Origin of the sequence: Seohaeicola saemankumensis, assembly GCF_042678485.1 — a bacterium.
In the GTDB taxonomy this organism is placed as follows: Bacteria; Pseudomonadota; Alphaproteobacteria; order Rhodobacterales; family Rhodobacteraceae; genus Seohaeicola; species Seohaeicola saemankumensis.
Genome location: NZ_JBHTKR010000006.1, coordinates 223,534 through 237,867 on the forward strand (window position 1 = coordinate 223,534; position 14,334 = coordinate 237,867).

A 14,334-nucleotide genomic window follows, 5' to 3' on the forward strand; every position below is an offset into this window, starting at 1 on the left:
TGGCTTGCAACTGCCGCGGCGCGGGCCTAGCACTTGCACATGCTTGCGATATTCGATCATGGCGATCCCGCCCCCTGCCCCCGTCCCTTCAACATGGCCGCGCATGTGTTGCGCCATGCCGATGATCTGCCGGAAAAAGTAGCGTTGTCGGTCATCTCGGCGGATGGTGCGGATGACTGGACCTATGCCCGCCTTGCGGCAGCGGTGCGCGGCACGGGCGCGGGGCTTCTTGCGGCAGGCTTCACGCCCGGCGACATCCTGCTGATGCGGCTGGGCAATACGGTGGATTTCCCGCTGGCCTACCTGGGCGCGATCGCCGTGGGGCTGGTGCCGGTGCCCACCTCATCGCAGCTGACGGCGGTGGAAGTGGCCAAGATGGTGGCGCAGCTGTCACCGGCGGGCATCCTGCGCGATCCGCGCGTCGCCTGTCCCGATGATACGGGCCTGCCCGTCATCGACACCGCCGCCCTGGCCGCGATGCGCGACCTGCCCCCGGCCGATGACGCCATGGGCGACCCGGATCGTCTGGCCTATATCATCTATACCTCCGGCACATCCGGCGTGCCCCGCGCGGTGATGCATGCCCATCGCGCGATCTGGGCCAGGCGGATGATGCATCAGGGCTGGTATGGGCTGACCGCCGCAGACCGGTTGCTGCATGCCGGGGCCTTCAACTGGACCTATACGCTGGGGACCGGGCTGATGGACCCGTGGTCCGTGGGGGCCACCGCGCTGATCCCGGCGGAAGGGGTCGCGATCGAGGCACTGCCGCAGCTTTTGGCCGATCACCGTGCAACGATCTTTGCCGCGGCGCCGGGCGTTTATCGCAAGATCCTGGGCCATCACGCGCGGATGAGCCTGCCAGCCCTGCGTCACGGTCTTGCCGCCGGGGAAAAACTGTCGGACCGGGTGCGCCGGCACTGGGCTGACGCGACCGGCACCCCGATCTTCGAGGCTTACGGCATGTCGGAATGTTCCACCTTCATTTCGGGCAGCCCCGATCATCCGGCAACACCCGGCGCGCTGGGCCGGCCGCAGGACGGACGACGCGTGGCGATCCTTGGCGCGGATGGCCCGGTGGGCCTGGGCGAGGAAGGCACGATTGCCGTGGCCCGCAGCGATCCCGGCCTGATGCTGGGCTATCTGGGCGCACCCGAGGACACCGCCGCGAAGATGCAGGGCGACTGGTTCCTGACCGGCGATCAGGGGATGATGGATGCAGAGGGGCAGATCACCTATCTGGGCCGCGCCGATGACATGATGAATGCAGGCGGCTACCGCGTCTCACCGCTGGAGGTCGAGGCGGCGCTGCTGGCCCATCCCGCGATCCGCGAGGTCGGCGTCACCGATATCGAGGTCAGGCATGACGCCCGCATCATAGCCGCCTTCTACGTGGGCGATCCGGCGGATGAGGCCGAATTGAAAGCCTTTGCCGAAGAACGCCTTGCCCGCTACAAACAACCGCGGGTATACATCCGCCTTGATGCGCTGCCCTCCGGGGCCAATGGCAAGATCCTGCGCCGCGCCCTGAAACCGTTATATGAGGCCCGCCATGGTCAAGCTTGATATCCTTTCCGATCCCATCTGCCCCTGGTGCCTGATCGGAAAGGCCCAACTGGAACGCGCGCTGGAGGCCCGGCCCAACCATCCTTTCGTGATCGAATGGCATCCCTTCCAGCTGAACCCCGACATGCCGCCCGAAGGCATGGACCGGCGCGCCTATCTGGAAGAGAAATTCGGCGGCAAGGACCGCGCCGTGCAGATCTATGCACGGATCGCGCAGAACGCCGAAGCCGCCGGGATCGCCATCAATTTCGAAGGGATCACCCGCACGCCCAATACGCTTGACGCGCACCGCCTGATCCATTGGGCCGGGATCGAGGGGGCGCAGCATGCTGTCGTGACCGCCCTCATGCGCGCCTATTTCCAGCAAGGCCGCGACATCGGCGACCGTGACGTGCTGGCCGATATTGCCGACAGCGCCGGGCTGGACGCGGCCGTGATCCGCAAGCTGCTGGACAGCCCCGCCGACCGGGACGAGATCAGCGCCCGCGACCAGGCCGCGCGCGACATGGGCGTGAACGCGGTGCCCACCTTCATCGTTGCCGGCAAACATGCCGTGCCGGGCGCGCAACCGACCGAGGTCTGGCTGAAAGTGATCGACGAGATCATGGCCCAATCCCCCGATGACGACGATGGTGCGGACTGACACCTGCATGGTCTCTCCTCGTACCAGTGACCGGCCCGGTTCGGGCCTGAAAAGGGCGCCCTCGCGCGCGGAATTCATCGCTCTGATCGCGATGCTTTTCGCCATCATCGCCTTTTCCATAGATGCGATGCTTCCGGCACTGCCGCAGATCGGCGCGGAACTCAGCCCGGCTGATCCGAACCGCGCGCAGCTGATCGTGATCGCTTTCGTGCTGGGGATGGGCGGGGCCACCCTGTTTGCCGGCCCGATGTCCGATGCGCTGGGGCGCAAACCCATGATCATCGGCGGAACCGCGCTTTATATCCTGGGCGCGGCGCTGGCCTGGGCCGCGCCTTCGCTGGAATGGCTGCTGCTGGGGCGGGTCATCCAGGGCGTGGGCGCGGCAGGCCCGCGGGTTGTGGGCATGGCCATCGTGCGCGACCTTTACAGCGGGCGCGACATGGCGCGCATCCTGTCGTTCGTGATGATGGTCTTCATGCTGGTCCCCGCCATCGCGCCGCTTGTCGGCAGCGGGATCATTGCCGCCGCGGGCTGGCGCGCGCTGTTCGGGGCTTTCGTGCTTTTCGCCGGGATCGCAACCCTCTGGCTGGCCCTGCGCCTGCCGGAAACCCTGCCCCGCGATGCCCGCCGCCCGATGCGCCTGCAGATCATCGCCGCGGCGACGCGCGAGGTTCTGACCCATCCGGTGGTCCGCCTGTCGATCATGGCGCAGACCATGGGCTATGTGCTGCTGTTCACCTCGATCAGCCTGATCCAGCCGGTCTTCGATCAGGTCTTTCAGCGCGCGGATCAGTTTCCGCTGTGGTTCGCGGGCATGGCCCTGATCTCGGGCAGCGCGTCGATCCTGAATGCCGCGCTGGTCATGCGGCTGGGCATGCAGCGCCTGGCGGGCTTTGCCTTCGGCATGCAGATCCTGTTGTCGGGGGGCATCACGGCCTGCTGGCTGGCGGGGCTGCGGGGCGACGCGATGTTCGCCATCTACCTGATCTGGCAATGCACGGTCCTGTTCCAGTCCGGCCTGACCGTGGGCAACCTCAATGCCATCGCGATGGAACCGATGGCCCATATCGCGGGCACGGCGGCCAGCGTGATCGGCGCCATCGCCACCATCTGCGGCGCGCTGATCGCGGCCCCGATCGCGCTGAGCTTCAACGCCACCCTGCTGCCGATGACCCTGGGCGTGGGCGGCGCCTCGGTGGTGGCCTTCGTGCTGCTGTGGCGCCTGCTTCGCATCGACAGGCGGACCCGGCGCATGGGACAGGCGGAAATGTTCAAATAATATCTGTATACAGTCGCATACCGTCTTTGCAGAAGCCCTGCTTTACGCTATGACCCGGCGCGAGAGCCGATTCACCAGAACAAGGGGATTTCCCACATGACCAAGATCAAGGTAGCCAACCCTGTCGTCGAACTCGACGGCGACGAGATGACCCGCATCATCTGGGATTTCATCAAGACGAAGCTTATCCTGCCCTACCTGGACATCGACCTGAAATATTACGACCTGGGCATCGAAGAGCGTGACCGCACCGATGACCAGATCACCGTGGACGCCGCCCATGCGATCAAGAAATACGGCGTCGGCGTCAAATGCGCGACCATCACGCCGGACGAGCAGCGGGTCGAGGAATTCGGCCTCAAGCAGATGTGGCGCAGCCCCAACGGCACGATCCGCAACATCCTGGGCGGCGTGATCTTCCGCGAGCCGATCATCTGCCAGAACGTGCCGCGCCTTGTGCCGGGCTGGACCCAGCCCATCGTGGTGGGCCGTCACGCCTTTGGCGATCAGTACCGCGCGACCGACTTCCGCTTTCCGGGCGCAGGCAAGCTGACGATCAAGTTCGTGGGCGAGGATGGCACCGTGATCGAACGCGAAGTGTTCGACGCCCCCGGCGCCGGTGTCGCCATGGCGATGTACAACCTGGACCAGTCGATCATCGACTTCGCGCGCGCGTCCATGAACTATGGCCTGGTCAAGGGCTGGCCGGTGTACCTGTCCACCAAGAACACGATCCTGAAAGCCTATGACGGCCGCTTCAAGGACCTGTTCCAGCAGGTGTTTGACGAGGAATTCGCGGACAAGTTCAAGGCCGCGGGCATCACCTATGAGCACCGCCTGATCGACGACATGGTGGCCTCGGCTATGAAATGGTCGGGCGGCTATGTCTGGGCCTGCAAGAACTACGACGGCGATGTGCAGTCGGATACCGTGGCGCAGGGCTTCGGCTCGCTGGGCCTGATGACATCCGTGCTGATGACCCCCGATGGACAGACGGTCGAGGCGGAAGCCGCCCACGGCACCGTGACGCGCCACTACCGCCAGCACCAGCAGGGCAAGGAAACCTCGACCAACTCGATCGCGTCGATCTTTGCCTGGACCGGTGGCCTGAAGCACCGCGCGAAACTGGACGGCAACGCCGAACTCGCGCGCTTCGCCGAAACGCTGGAGAAGGTGACGGTGCAGACGGTCGAGGACGGTTTCATGACCAAGGACCTCGCCCTGCTGGTCGGCCCCGACCAGAAATGGCTGAGCACCATCGGCTATCTGGAGAAGGTGGACGAGTATCTGAACAAGGCGCTGGCTGGCTGATTATCTCGGCTGAGGCTGTAGTTGGAGGGGGTCGCCGTTGGGCGGCCCCTTTTGCGTTTTGGGGAGCAACGCATAAAGAAAGCGAGAAAAAATGCTACAAACATTGATAATTGGTGTATTTGTTGACTGCGAGAGACGCGCGTGTAGGTTAGAGATTTGCTCCGTTACGTAATCAGGAAGTGTTTCTATGACAGAAGTAAAGCCTTTTGCCTTCGTTCTTATGCCATTTAGCCGAGATTTTGACGATATTTATCAATATGGGATAAAGCAGGTCTGCTCCGAAATAGGAATAATTGCGGAGCGAGTTGATGAGCAATTTTATTCTGAAACAATGCTTGAAAGAATTTATCGACAAATTGAGAACGCCGACTTCATAATTGCAGACATGACTGGAAAAAATCCAAACGTTTTTTATGAAGTTGGGTATGCACATGCAAAGAATAAACTATGCGCCCTTATAACTCAAAGTTCACAGGATATCCCATTTGACCTACAGCATCATTTTCATTTTATTTATGACGGCAACATAGGAGAGTTAAGATCCCAACTAATGCCAAGGCTAAGTTGGATGAAGGAAGAACTCACGCGGGCAAAACGAGAAACTTTCTCTGTGAGCATCGAGCCAACCATTGGTAACCTTGATGTAAATGAATTTTGGCACAATGGGGAATTCACACTTAAAATATTAATTAAAAATGTTTCAGGCGCAAGAAGTCCTGAGATAGACAATATATCCATCGCCGCAAACAATTCATGGAGGCTTTTTTCAAAAGGAGTTGAGTGTGTTTCAGAGGAGTTTGCAGATAAATTAAGAAGACTTTATGTGCCTGTTCCAAATGCCCGGATCGCGCCTGGTGCTCTGAGTCAGGCTGAGGTAGTTTTTAAGAAACAGTTTTGGTCAAAGTGGTCAGGAGCCGAAAAGAGTGAGAAGTATAGAGCGAAAGGGAGTTTGACAGTAGAAATTGCAACTGCTGAAGGCCTTTTACCATTTAACTTCGATTTAGATGTTGAGTTTTCTGAATTGCCTTTTTAAGTGAATTCATCTCTGTAAATTATTTGAAATTTGACTTTTGTCCCCCTGCCCCGACTCAACACAAAGGACCGCCGCCATGCCCTATCTCCTCCTCCTCCTTGCCGTGGTGGCGGAAACCATTGGCACGTCGGCGCTGCATGCCTCTCAGCAGTTCACGCGGCCCTGGCCCTCGGTTCTGGTGGTGGTGGCTTACGGCATCAGTTTCTACCTGCTGGCGCAGACGCTGGCCTTCATGCCGGTGGGCGTGGTCTATGCGCTGTGGTCGGGGTTGGGGATCGTGCTGATCGCGGTGATCGGGTTTGCCGTCTTCGGGCAAAGGCTGGATCTGCCCGCCGTGATCGGCATGGCGATGATCCTGGGCGGGATCGTGGTGATCCACCTGTTTTCAAAAGCCTCGCCGCATTGAGGGGCGACGAGGCTTTCTTGAGTATTTGAAGAACGATGAAAGGGCGGTTTACCCCATCGCGCGCAGGCGCTTGATCAGGGATGAGGTGTCCCAGCGCCCGCCGCCCAGTTTCTGCACGTCCTTGTAGAACTGATCGACCAGCGCCGTGACCGGCAGGCTGGCGCCGTTCTCATCCGCCGTATCAAGGCAGATGCCCAGGTCCTTGCGCATCCAGTCCACGGCAAAGCCGAAGTCGAACTGATCCGCGACCATGGTCTTGTAGCGGTTCGACATCTGCCAGCTGCCTGCGGCGCCCTGGCTGATCACCTCGACCACGGCCTCTCCGTCAAGGCCCGCTTTTTCGGCGAAATGCAGCGCCTCGGACAGGCCCTGCACCAGGCCCGCGATGGCGATCTGGTTGCACATCTTGGTCAGCTGGCCCGCGCCGCTGTCACCGATCCGGCGGCAGATGCGCGCATAGGCGGCGATCACCGGCTCTGCCGCGTCGAATTGCGCCTGCACCCCGCCGCACATGACCGAGAGCACGCCGTTTTCCGCGCCCGCCTGACCGCCCGACACGGGCGCATCGACAAAGCCCAGGCCAAGCGTTTCGGCGGCGGCGAACATCTCGCGCGTGACGGCGGCCGACACGGTGGTGTGATCGACAAAGACCGCGCCCCTGGTCATGCCCGCGAAGGCGCCATCCGGCCCGGTGCAGACCGCGCGCAGGTCATCGTCATTGCCGACGCAGGCCATCACGAAATCGGCGCCCTTTGCCGCGTCGCGCGGAGTGGTCGCCATCGCGCCGCCATGCTGCTTCACCCAGGCTTCGGCCTTGGCGGCGGTGCGGTTGTAGACCGTTACCTCATGCCCCTTGGCGGCCAGGTGCCCCGCCATCGGATAGCCCATTACCCCCAGACCCAGAAATGCCAGTTTTGCCATCAGCCTCTTCCCTTGCGTGATTGTCTTCCCTCTGTTTTGTGTCTAGCTAACGGGCGGAATGCAAGGGGCAAGGGTGGTTTCAGAATGGTGCGGGTCATCCAGTGGTTGCTGCGGATTGCCGGGGGGCTGATCATCCTGGCGGTGGCCGGCATCGCGCTGGTCTACTGGTTTGCCAGCCGTTCCTTGCCGGATTACGACCGTGTCGTCACGATCCCCGAGGGGGTCGCGCAGCCTGCGGCCGCGGTCGAGATCGTGCGCGACAATGCCAATGTGCCCCATATCTTCGGAGCCAGCGATGCGGATGTGTTCTATGGTCTGGGCTATGCCCATGCACAGGACCGGCTGTGGCAGATGATGACCATGCGCCGCACGGTGCAGGGGCGCCTGTCCGAGATTTTCGGCCCCCGCACCCTGCCCATCGACACGCTGATCCGGCGGCTGGATCTTTACACGCTGGCCCAGCGATCGGTCGAGGTGCAGGATACCCGCACCGCCGCGGCGCTTGTGGCCTATGCCAATGGCGTCAACGCCCGCCTGGCCGAGATCAATGAGGGCGCATTGGGGCGCGGCGCGCCCGAGATGTTCCTGTTCAACGCCCCCGTGGCGCCCTGGCAGCCCGCGGATTCCATCGCTATGATCAAGCTGATGGCCTTGCAGCTGTCGGGCCATATGGCCGCCGAGATCAAGCGCGCGCGCACCTCTCTGGCGCTGCCCGATCCGGCGCGGCTGGTTGATATTTTGCCCGATGCGCCGGGCAGCGGCGTGGCGGCCCTGCCCTCCTATGCCAACCTGTTCGAGGCCGATCTGCCGCGCTTTGCCATGACGGGCGAGATGCCCGCCGACCGGCTTTCCCCGTTTCACAGTTTCGAGATGGCCGGCGCGTCGAACGCCTGGGCGGCGGCGGGGCAGCGCTCGGCCAATGGCGGCACGCTGCTGGCCTCGGACCCGCATCTGGGCTTCAGCGCCCCCACGATCTGGTATCTGGCACGGATGGAATTGTCGGCGGGTGGCGTGATCGGCGGCACAATCCCCGGCATTCCCATCGTGCTGTCGGGCCGGTCCGAGGATCTGGGCTGGGGCATCACCTCGTCCTACCTGGATGATCAGGATCTGTTCATCGAACAGCTCAACCCCGACAATCCCGAGGAATACCTGACCCCCGAGGGGTACAAGACCTTTGAGACGCGCCCCTCGATCGTGAACATCAAGGGCGCGCCCCCCGTGACCCTGACCCTGCGCTGGACCGAAAACGGCCCCGTGCTGCCTGGCAGCCATGCCAACCTGGGGTCCATCACACCGCCGGGGCATGTGGCCAGCCTGGCCTGGACCGCGCTGACTCCGGCCGACACCACCATGAGCGCGGGCCTGGCGCTGATGTATGCCAGCACCGTGCAGGAGGCGCTGACCGCGGGCGAAGGGTTCATCGCCCCCTCGCAGAACCTGACCCTGGTCGACGGTGTGCAGATCGCGTTGAAAACCATCGGACTGGCCCCGCGGCGCGACGCCCAGCACCAGAGCCAGGGGCGCATCCCCAGCCCCGGATGGATCGCCAGCAATCGCTGGCAAGGTGCGCTGCCTTATGATTCCAATCCCGAATTCGTCAATCCGCAGGGCGGTATCCTGGGCAATACGAACAACAAGATCGTCAACCGCCCCTTCCCGCTGAACGTCAGCCACGTCTGGGGCGACAGCCAGCGCGTGCAGCGCTGGCAGAGGCTGATGCAGATGCGCGAGGTGCATACCCGCGACAGTTTCATCGAAGCCCAGCTGGACACGGTCAGCGTGACCGCGCAATCGCTGCTGTCACTGGTGGCGGCTGATCTGTGGTTCACCGGATCGGCGGCGCCAGAGGGCACGCGCACCCGGCAACGCCAGCGCGCGCTGGATCTGCTGGCCAACTGGAACGGCGAGATGAACGAGCATCTGCCCGAACCCCTGATCTATGCCGCCTGGTTGCGGGCGCTTCAGGACCGGCTGATCCGCGATGACATCGGCCCGCTGGCGGACGAGTTCACCCATGTCGAGCCGCTGTTCATCGAACGCGTCTACCGCGATGTCGACGGCGCCTCGGCCTGGTGCGACGTGATCCAGAGCGCACCGGTCGAAACCTGCACCGACATGGCGCGCCTGGCCCTGGACGATGCGCTGATCTGGATCGAGGAGCGTTACGGCCCCCAGATCGAGGCGCTGCGCTGGGGCGATGCACATCAGGCGACCCATGACCATCCCGCGCTGGGCGAGGTGCCGCTGCTGCGGTATTTCGTGAACATCCGCCAGTCCACCAGCGGCGGCGATCAGACACTGCTGCGCGGGCGCACATCGGGCAAGGGCAACGATCCCTTTCTGAACGTGCATGGCGCGGGGTATCGCGGGGTCTATGATTTCGCCGATCCGGACAGTTCGGTCTTTGTCACATCGACCGGGCAATCGGGTCACTTCCTGTCGCGCCATTATGACGACCTGGGAGAATTGTGGCGCCGCGGCGAATACATTCCCATGTCGCTGGACGAGGATCTGGCCCGCGCGGCCGCCGTCGGCGTGACCGTGCTGCAACCGCGCTGATCCGCTTTGCCCGCCTGCCGCGGCGCGCGCCTGCGGCATGTTGGCAAGGATGTGATGCGATGCGTCCTCGACTCGTGGGGCTTTCTGCTTTAGGACCACTGGCAACAGGCAAGAGAAACGACAATAAAGAGACCTATCCCTTCGATGAATGCGCCCGTCCAGCGTCTGAATGACGCCGCCCGCCCCGCTTCTACTGCGACTTTCGTCGCGTCCGCGCCCTCCGCCAACACAGATGCTAGCCCTGCACGCAGCGCGCAGGAATGGGTGAGAATCCTCGCACGCTACCGCGAACCCGACCCTGCGCGCAGCGCATTCGAGGTGGCTGTCAGCGTCCTGCCCTTCGTCGGGATCTGGGCCCTGGCACTCTGGGCGCTGTCCTTCAGCTATACCCTGGCCTTCGTGCTGGGCCTTGCCAATGCGGCCTTCGTGCTGCGGCTGTTCCTGATCCAGCATGACTGCGGTCATGGTGCGTTTTTCACCGACAAGCGTGTCGGGGACTGGGTCGGCCGCCTGCTGGGCGTCTTCACCATGACCCCCTACGATGTCTGGCGGCGCACACACTCCGCGCATCATTCCAGCACCGGGAACCTGGACAAGCGCGGCCTGGGCGATGTGCATACCATGACCGTGGCCGAGTATCGGGCCGCCAGCCGCTGGGAACGCTTTGTCTATCGGCTGTATCGTCATCCCGTGGTGCTGTTCGGCCTTGGACCGGGCTATCTGTTCCTGTTGCAGAACCGTATCCCCTACGGCTTGATGTCTTCGGGCTGGCTGTACTGGGTCAGCGCGATGGGCACCAATCTTGCGACCCTTGGCCTTCTGGTCGGGCTTTACGCCTATGCCGGCTGGGCGCCGATCCTGTTGGTCTTCCTGCCAAGCATCCTGCTGGCCGCGACCATCGGCATGTGGCTGTTCTATATCCAGCACCAGTTCGAGGAGACCTATTGGGAAGGCGACAGCGACTGGCAGATCCATGACGCCGCCCTGCACGGATCGTCGCATTACGACCTGCCGCCCCTGGCCCGCTGGTTCACCGCCAATATCGGCATCCATCACGTGCACCACCTCTATGCGCGCATCCCCTATTACAAGCTGCCCCAGGTGCTGCGCGATCATGGCGAACTGGCCCAGGCACAAAGGCTTGGTTTCCGCGAAAGCCTGTCTTGCGTGAAGTTCCACCTGTGGGACGAAACCAATCGGCGGCTGATCTCGTTCAAGGCGGAGCGCAACCTGCCCGCATGACCAAGATCCGCGCCCGCGTCACACGCGGGTCCGGCGGAATGGATATTTGAAGCAAGAAGAAACGAAAAAAGGGGCGCCCTGGCTACGGGGTGCCCCTTCTGCTTTCCGAATGCCGCGCGGATACTGATCTTGTGTCGGGCCTTGCCTCAGGGCCTGGCGGCTCAGATGTCGCGGAAACGCTTTTCCTGCCGCGCGGTCCAGAGCACGGTCATGTCAAAACCCGCGTCGGTTTGTGTCTCGGTCTCGACCACACCCTGCTCATGCAGCCAGGCGCGCTTGCGCCCTTCGGCGAATGTCAGGCTGATCGTCGACAGATGGCGCGCGGTCTCGAGCTTGGCGGTCATCGCGGCCAGCAGCGCATCGACACCTTCGCCGGTCACGGCCGAGATTGCCTGAACCTGCTCATGACGCGCGGCAGAGGCCAGAACCGCCTCGCGCGCGGCCGGATCCAGCCGGTCGATCTTGTTCCAGACCTCGATCGTCGGCACGTCTTCACGCACCCCCAGCGAGGCGAGGATGTCGCGCACGTCGCGCGCCTGCGCCTCGGTGTCGGGATGGCTGATATCGCGCACATGCACGATCAGATGCGCGCCCAGCACCTCTTCCAGCGTGGCGCGGAAGGCGGCGACCAGCTCGGTCGGCAGGTCACTGATGAAACCCACCGTATCGGACAGGATGATCTCGGGCCCGTTTTCGGACAGTTTGACGGATCGCATCGTCGGATCGAGCGTGGCAAATAGCATGTCCTTGACCAGCACATCGGCCCCGGTCAGCCGGTTGAACAGCGTTGACTTGCCGGCGTTGGTATAGCCCACCAGCGCCACGACCGGATAAGGCACCTTGGCGCGGGCGGCGCGATGCAGCGTGCGCGTCTTGACCACCTTGTCAAGTTGCCGGCGCAGGCGCACGAGCTGTTCGTCGATGGCGCGGCGATCCGCCTCGATCTGGGTTTCGCCGGGGCCGCCCACGAAACCCAGCCCGCCGCGCTGGCGCTCCAGGTGGGTCCAGGCCCGCACAAGGCGCGTGCGCTGATAGCTGAGGGCGGCCATCTCGACCTGCAGCACACCTTCGTTGGTGCGCGCGCGATCCGAGAATATCTCGAGGATCAGGCCGGTCCGATCCAGCAGCTTGACCTTCCATTCCTTTTCAAGGTTGCGCTGCTGCACCGGCGTCACGGGGCCATCGACCAGAACCAGTTCGACCTCGGCCGCCTTGAACTTGTCTTTCAGCTCGGCGATCTTGCCTTTTCCGAACAGCATGCCGGGATGCGGACGCTGCAGGCGCACGACATCTGCCCCCACGACCGCGAGATCGGGAAGTGCTGCGGCAAGGGCTACCGCCTCCTCGAGTTTGTGCTCGGGCGCGCGGCGATCCTGTTCGGATTTGAGTTCGGGATGCAGCACCCAGGCACGGGTGGCAACCCGGTCATGTTCCATCAATTGGTGTCTTCACCGTCATAAAGGTTGATCGGCTGCGACGGCATGATCGTCGAGATCGCGTGTTTGTAGACCAGTTGAGACTGGCCATCACGGCGCAGCAGCACGCAGAAATTGTCGAACCAGGTAATGACCCCCTGAAGCTTGACACCGTTTATCAGGAAAATGGTCACGGGAATCTTGGTTTTCCGCGTGTGGTTCAGAAATGCATCCTGAAGGTTCTGTTTGTCGGAAGCCATGTGAAAGCCTTTGTTCTTGCAGTGACCGCAATTCGGTTCTTTGTCCCTGTCCGTTCACTATGATCTGCGGTTGCCGAAGATTCCAGTCAAAAATCAGCCCTTTATGCCCGCGTCTGCCCGCAGATGCCGCCCCGGCAACCGGGCGCATGGGAACAGACATCAGCCTGGGGCGGTCAGTCGCGCCAGAAACCGCTGGTCAGAAGGGAAATGAAGGCCAGCAGTTCAAGCCGCCCCAGCACCATGCCCGCGCAGAACAGCAGCTTGGCCCCATCGGCCAGCCCGATCAGCGAGATCGGCACCTCGGCGCTGGCCGAGATCAGCGGCCCCGTGGTGGTCAGCGCCGCCACCGCCAGCACCATGGATTGCTCGAAACTGCTGCCAAGCGCCGCGAACCCCAGGATCAGCACCATCAGCGAGATGGCGAAGAACATGAAGAAGATCCAGGCGAAGAACGCGCCCTTGCGGGCGATCCGGCTGCTGCCCGACCGCGAATGCCCGATAGAGGACGGATGCACCAGGCGGTCCATCTCGCGCAGGCCATGCAGGTACAGCGCCCAGACCCTCAGCAGCTTGACCCCGCCCGCCGTTGTCGCGACACCTCCCCCCATCATCGCCAACCCCATCAGGATGATGCCGGATGTGCCCAGCCCCGACCAGCTCCGCGCGGCATCCCAATGCACGCTTTCAAAGCCGTTGGTGGTGAGAAAGGACAGGATCGTGAACAGGCTGCCCCAGAGCGCATAGAGCGGCGCGAAGGGATCGGTCTCTCCGCTGACCTGGAAAGAGGCCAGGTAATGGCGGATGAACAGGATTATTGTCACGCCCAGGGCAATCGTCATCCCAAGCCGAAACTCGGGGTCATGCTGGATGCCGCGCCGCGCCGTGGTGATCGTGTCGGATGAAAAGGTCAGCCGCGACAGGCCGAACATCAGAAACAGCGCGATCACCGCTTCGCCCGGCACGCCCGAGGCTGCCCCCTCGACCCCGCCCAGGGGCGAGATGCCGCTGGTGGCCAGCACGGACATCCCGTGCATCAGCGCCACAAGCGGCGGATCGCCCAGGACCAGCAGCAGGATCCACAGCGCCAGCGTCAGCCCGGTATAGATCGGCAAAAGCTGCCGCGTCACCCGGATGATGCGCTGCTGCGGATCGGCCAGCCCGCCCTGGTTGAAACGGGTCTCACCCTGGCCAGGTTCGGCCATGGCCGTGACCTCGAAGCCGCCCAGGTTCAGCGGCGCAAGGATCGCAGAGGCCGCGACCCAGATCAGGAAACCGCCCATCCAGCCCACCATCCCGCGCCACAGATGCAAGGTGTCCGACAGACGCCCCGGTTCGAACAGGCTGGCACCCGTCGTCGTCAGGCTCGAGACCATCTCGACATAGCTGTTGAGATAGGAGGTTGTTCCGATCGCCTCGTGAAACGGCACCGCAAGGATCAGCGGCAAGAGCAGATAGGCGGCCACCAAAGCCGCGAGATTACGCATGGAGCTGCGCCTGCGGGGTTGCGCGGCCATGGCAATGGCCACAAGCGTCACGATGGTCAGGGTCAGCGTGCCGGCATAGAAGAAGGCGCGCGCCTCGGCATGGCTTTGCAGCACGGTGGCATGGGCCGCCGGCAGATACATCGACAGGCCCGCCATGCCGATCAGCAGGATCAGAAGCGGTTGGTCGAAAAGACGCGCGCGCATACCCGGCC

At 63.0% G+C, this 14,334-nt stretch carries 12 protein-coding genes; 8 read left to right on the forward strand and 4 right to left on the reverse strand.

All coding sequences use genetic code 11. From position 1 onward, the window contains the following. Positions 1 to 39: 39 nt before the first annotated feature. From ACFQ3C_RS15830 to ACFQ3C_RS15855, 6 genes are all read left to right on the forward strand, one after another. Positions 40 to 1,566, forward strand: coding sequence for a class I adenylate-forming enzyme family protein (locus tag ACFQ3C_RS15830; RefSeq protein ID WP_380793784.1), 1,527 nt, complete (start codon positions 40 to 42; stop codon positions 1,564 to 1,566). Beyond that, positions 1,553 to 2,209 (forward strand): DsbA family oxidoreductase, encoded by a 657-nt coding sequence (locus ACFQ3C_RS15835; RefSeq protein ID WP_380793786.1) that lies wholly within the window; start codon positions 1,553 to 1,555, stop codon positions 2,207 to 2,209. The genes ACFQ3C_RS15830 and ACFQ3C_RS15835 overlap by 14 nt, the downstream gene beginning before the upstream one ends. Before the next feature lie 7 nt (positions 2,210 to 2,216). Beyond that, entirely contained in the window at positions 2,217 to 3,488 is a 1,272-nt protein-coding gene (locus tag ACFQ3C_RS15840; RefSeq protein WP_380793789.1) for a multidrug effflux MFS transporter, read from the forward strand. A gap of 96 nt (positions 3,489 to 3,584) precedes the next feature. Then, on the forward strand, positions 3,585 to 4,799 hold the full coding sequence (locus tag ACFQ3C_RS15845) for an NADP-dependent isocitrate dehydrogenase (RefSeq protein WP_380793791.1): 1,215 nt from the start codon (positions 3,585 to 3,587) through the stop codon (positions 4,797 to 4,799). Between the two features lie 187 nt (positions 4,800 to 4,986). Then, positions 4,987 to 5,832 (forward strand): hypothetical protein, encoded by an 846-nt coding sequence (locus tag ACFQ3C_RS15850; RefSeq protein WP_380793793.1) that lies wholly within the window; start codon positions 4,987 to 4,989, stop codon positions 5,830 to 5,832. A 76-nt stretch (positions 5,833 to 5,908) separates the two neighbouring features. Then, positions 5,909 to 6,238, forward strand: coding sequence for an SMR family transporter (locus ACFQ3C_RS15855; RefSeq protein ID WP_380793795.1), 330 nt, complete (start codon positions 5,909 to 5,911; stop codon positions 6,236 to 6,238). Between the two features lie 48 nt (positions 6,239 to 6,286). Here the strand turns inward: ACFQ3C_RS15855 and ACFQ3C_RS15860 are convergent, their stop codons facing one another. Beyond that, on the reverse strand, positions 6,287 to 7,159 hold the full coding sequence (locus tag ACFQ3C_RS15860; protein ID WP_380793798.1) for an NAD(P)-dependent oxidoreductase: 873 nt from the start codon (positions 7,157 to 7,159) through the stop codon (positions 6,287 to 6,289). An 84-nt stretch (positions 7,160 to 7,243) separates the two neighbouring features. Here ACFQ3C_RS15860 and ACFQ3C_RS15865 point away from each other — a divergent pair, with 84 nt between their 5' ends. Continuing rightward, on the forward strand, positions 7,244 to 9,721 hold the full coding sequence (locus ACFQ3C_RS15865; RefSeq protein ID WP_380793801.1) for a penicillin acylase family protein: 2,478 nt from the start codon (positions 7,244 to 7,246) through the stop codon (positions 9,719 to 9,721). Positions 9,722 to 9,985: 264 nt separating this feature from the next. Then, complete coding sequence (locus tag ACFQ3C_RS15870; RefSeq protein ID WP_380793803.1) at positions 9,986 to 10,963, forward strand: fatty acid desaturase; 978 nt, start codon at positions 9,986 to 9,988, stop codon at positions 10,961 to 10,963. Positions 10,964 to 11,124: 161 nt separating this feature from the next. Here ACFQ3C_RS15870 and hflX read toward each other — a convergent pair whose 3' ends face one another. From hflX to ACFQ3C_RS15885, 3 genes are all read right to left on the reverse strand, one after another. Next, on the reverse strand, positions 11,125 to 12,399 hold the full coding sequence (gene hflX, locus ACFQ3C_RS15875) for a GTPase HflX (protein ID WP_380793805.1): 1,275 nt from the start codon (positions 12,397 to 12,399) through the stop codon (positions 11,125 to 11,127). After that, positions 12,399 to 12,638 carry an RNA chaperone Hfq gene (gene hfq / locus ACFQ3C_RS15880; protein WP_068289798.1) on the reverse strand — a complete coding sequence of 80 codons (240 nt, stop codon included), beginning with the start codon at positions 12,636 to 12,638 and terminating at the stop codon, positions 12,399 to 12,401. The genes hflX and hfq overlap by 1 nt, the downstream gene beginning before the upstream one ends. Positions 12,639 to 12,811: 173 nt before the next feature. After that, entirely contained in the window at positions 12,812 to 14,326 is a 1,515-nt protein-coding gene (locus ACFQ3C_RS15885) for a potassium transporter TrkG (RefSeq protein WP_380793808.1), read from the reverse strand. Between the last annotated feature and the right edge of the window lie 8 nt (positions 14,327 to 14,334).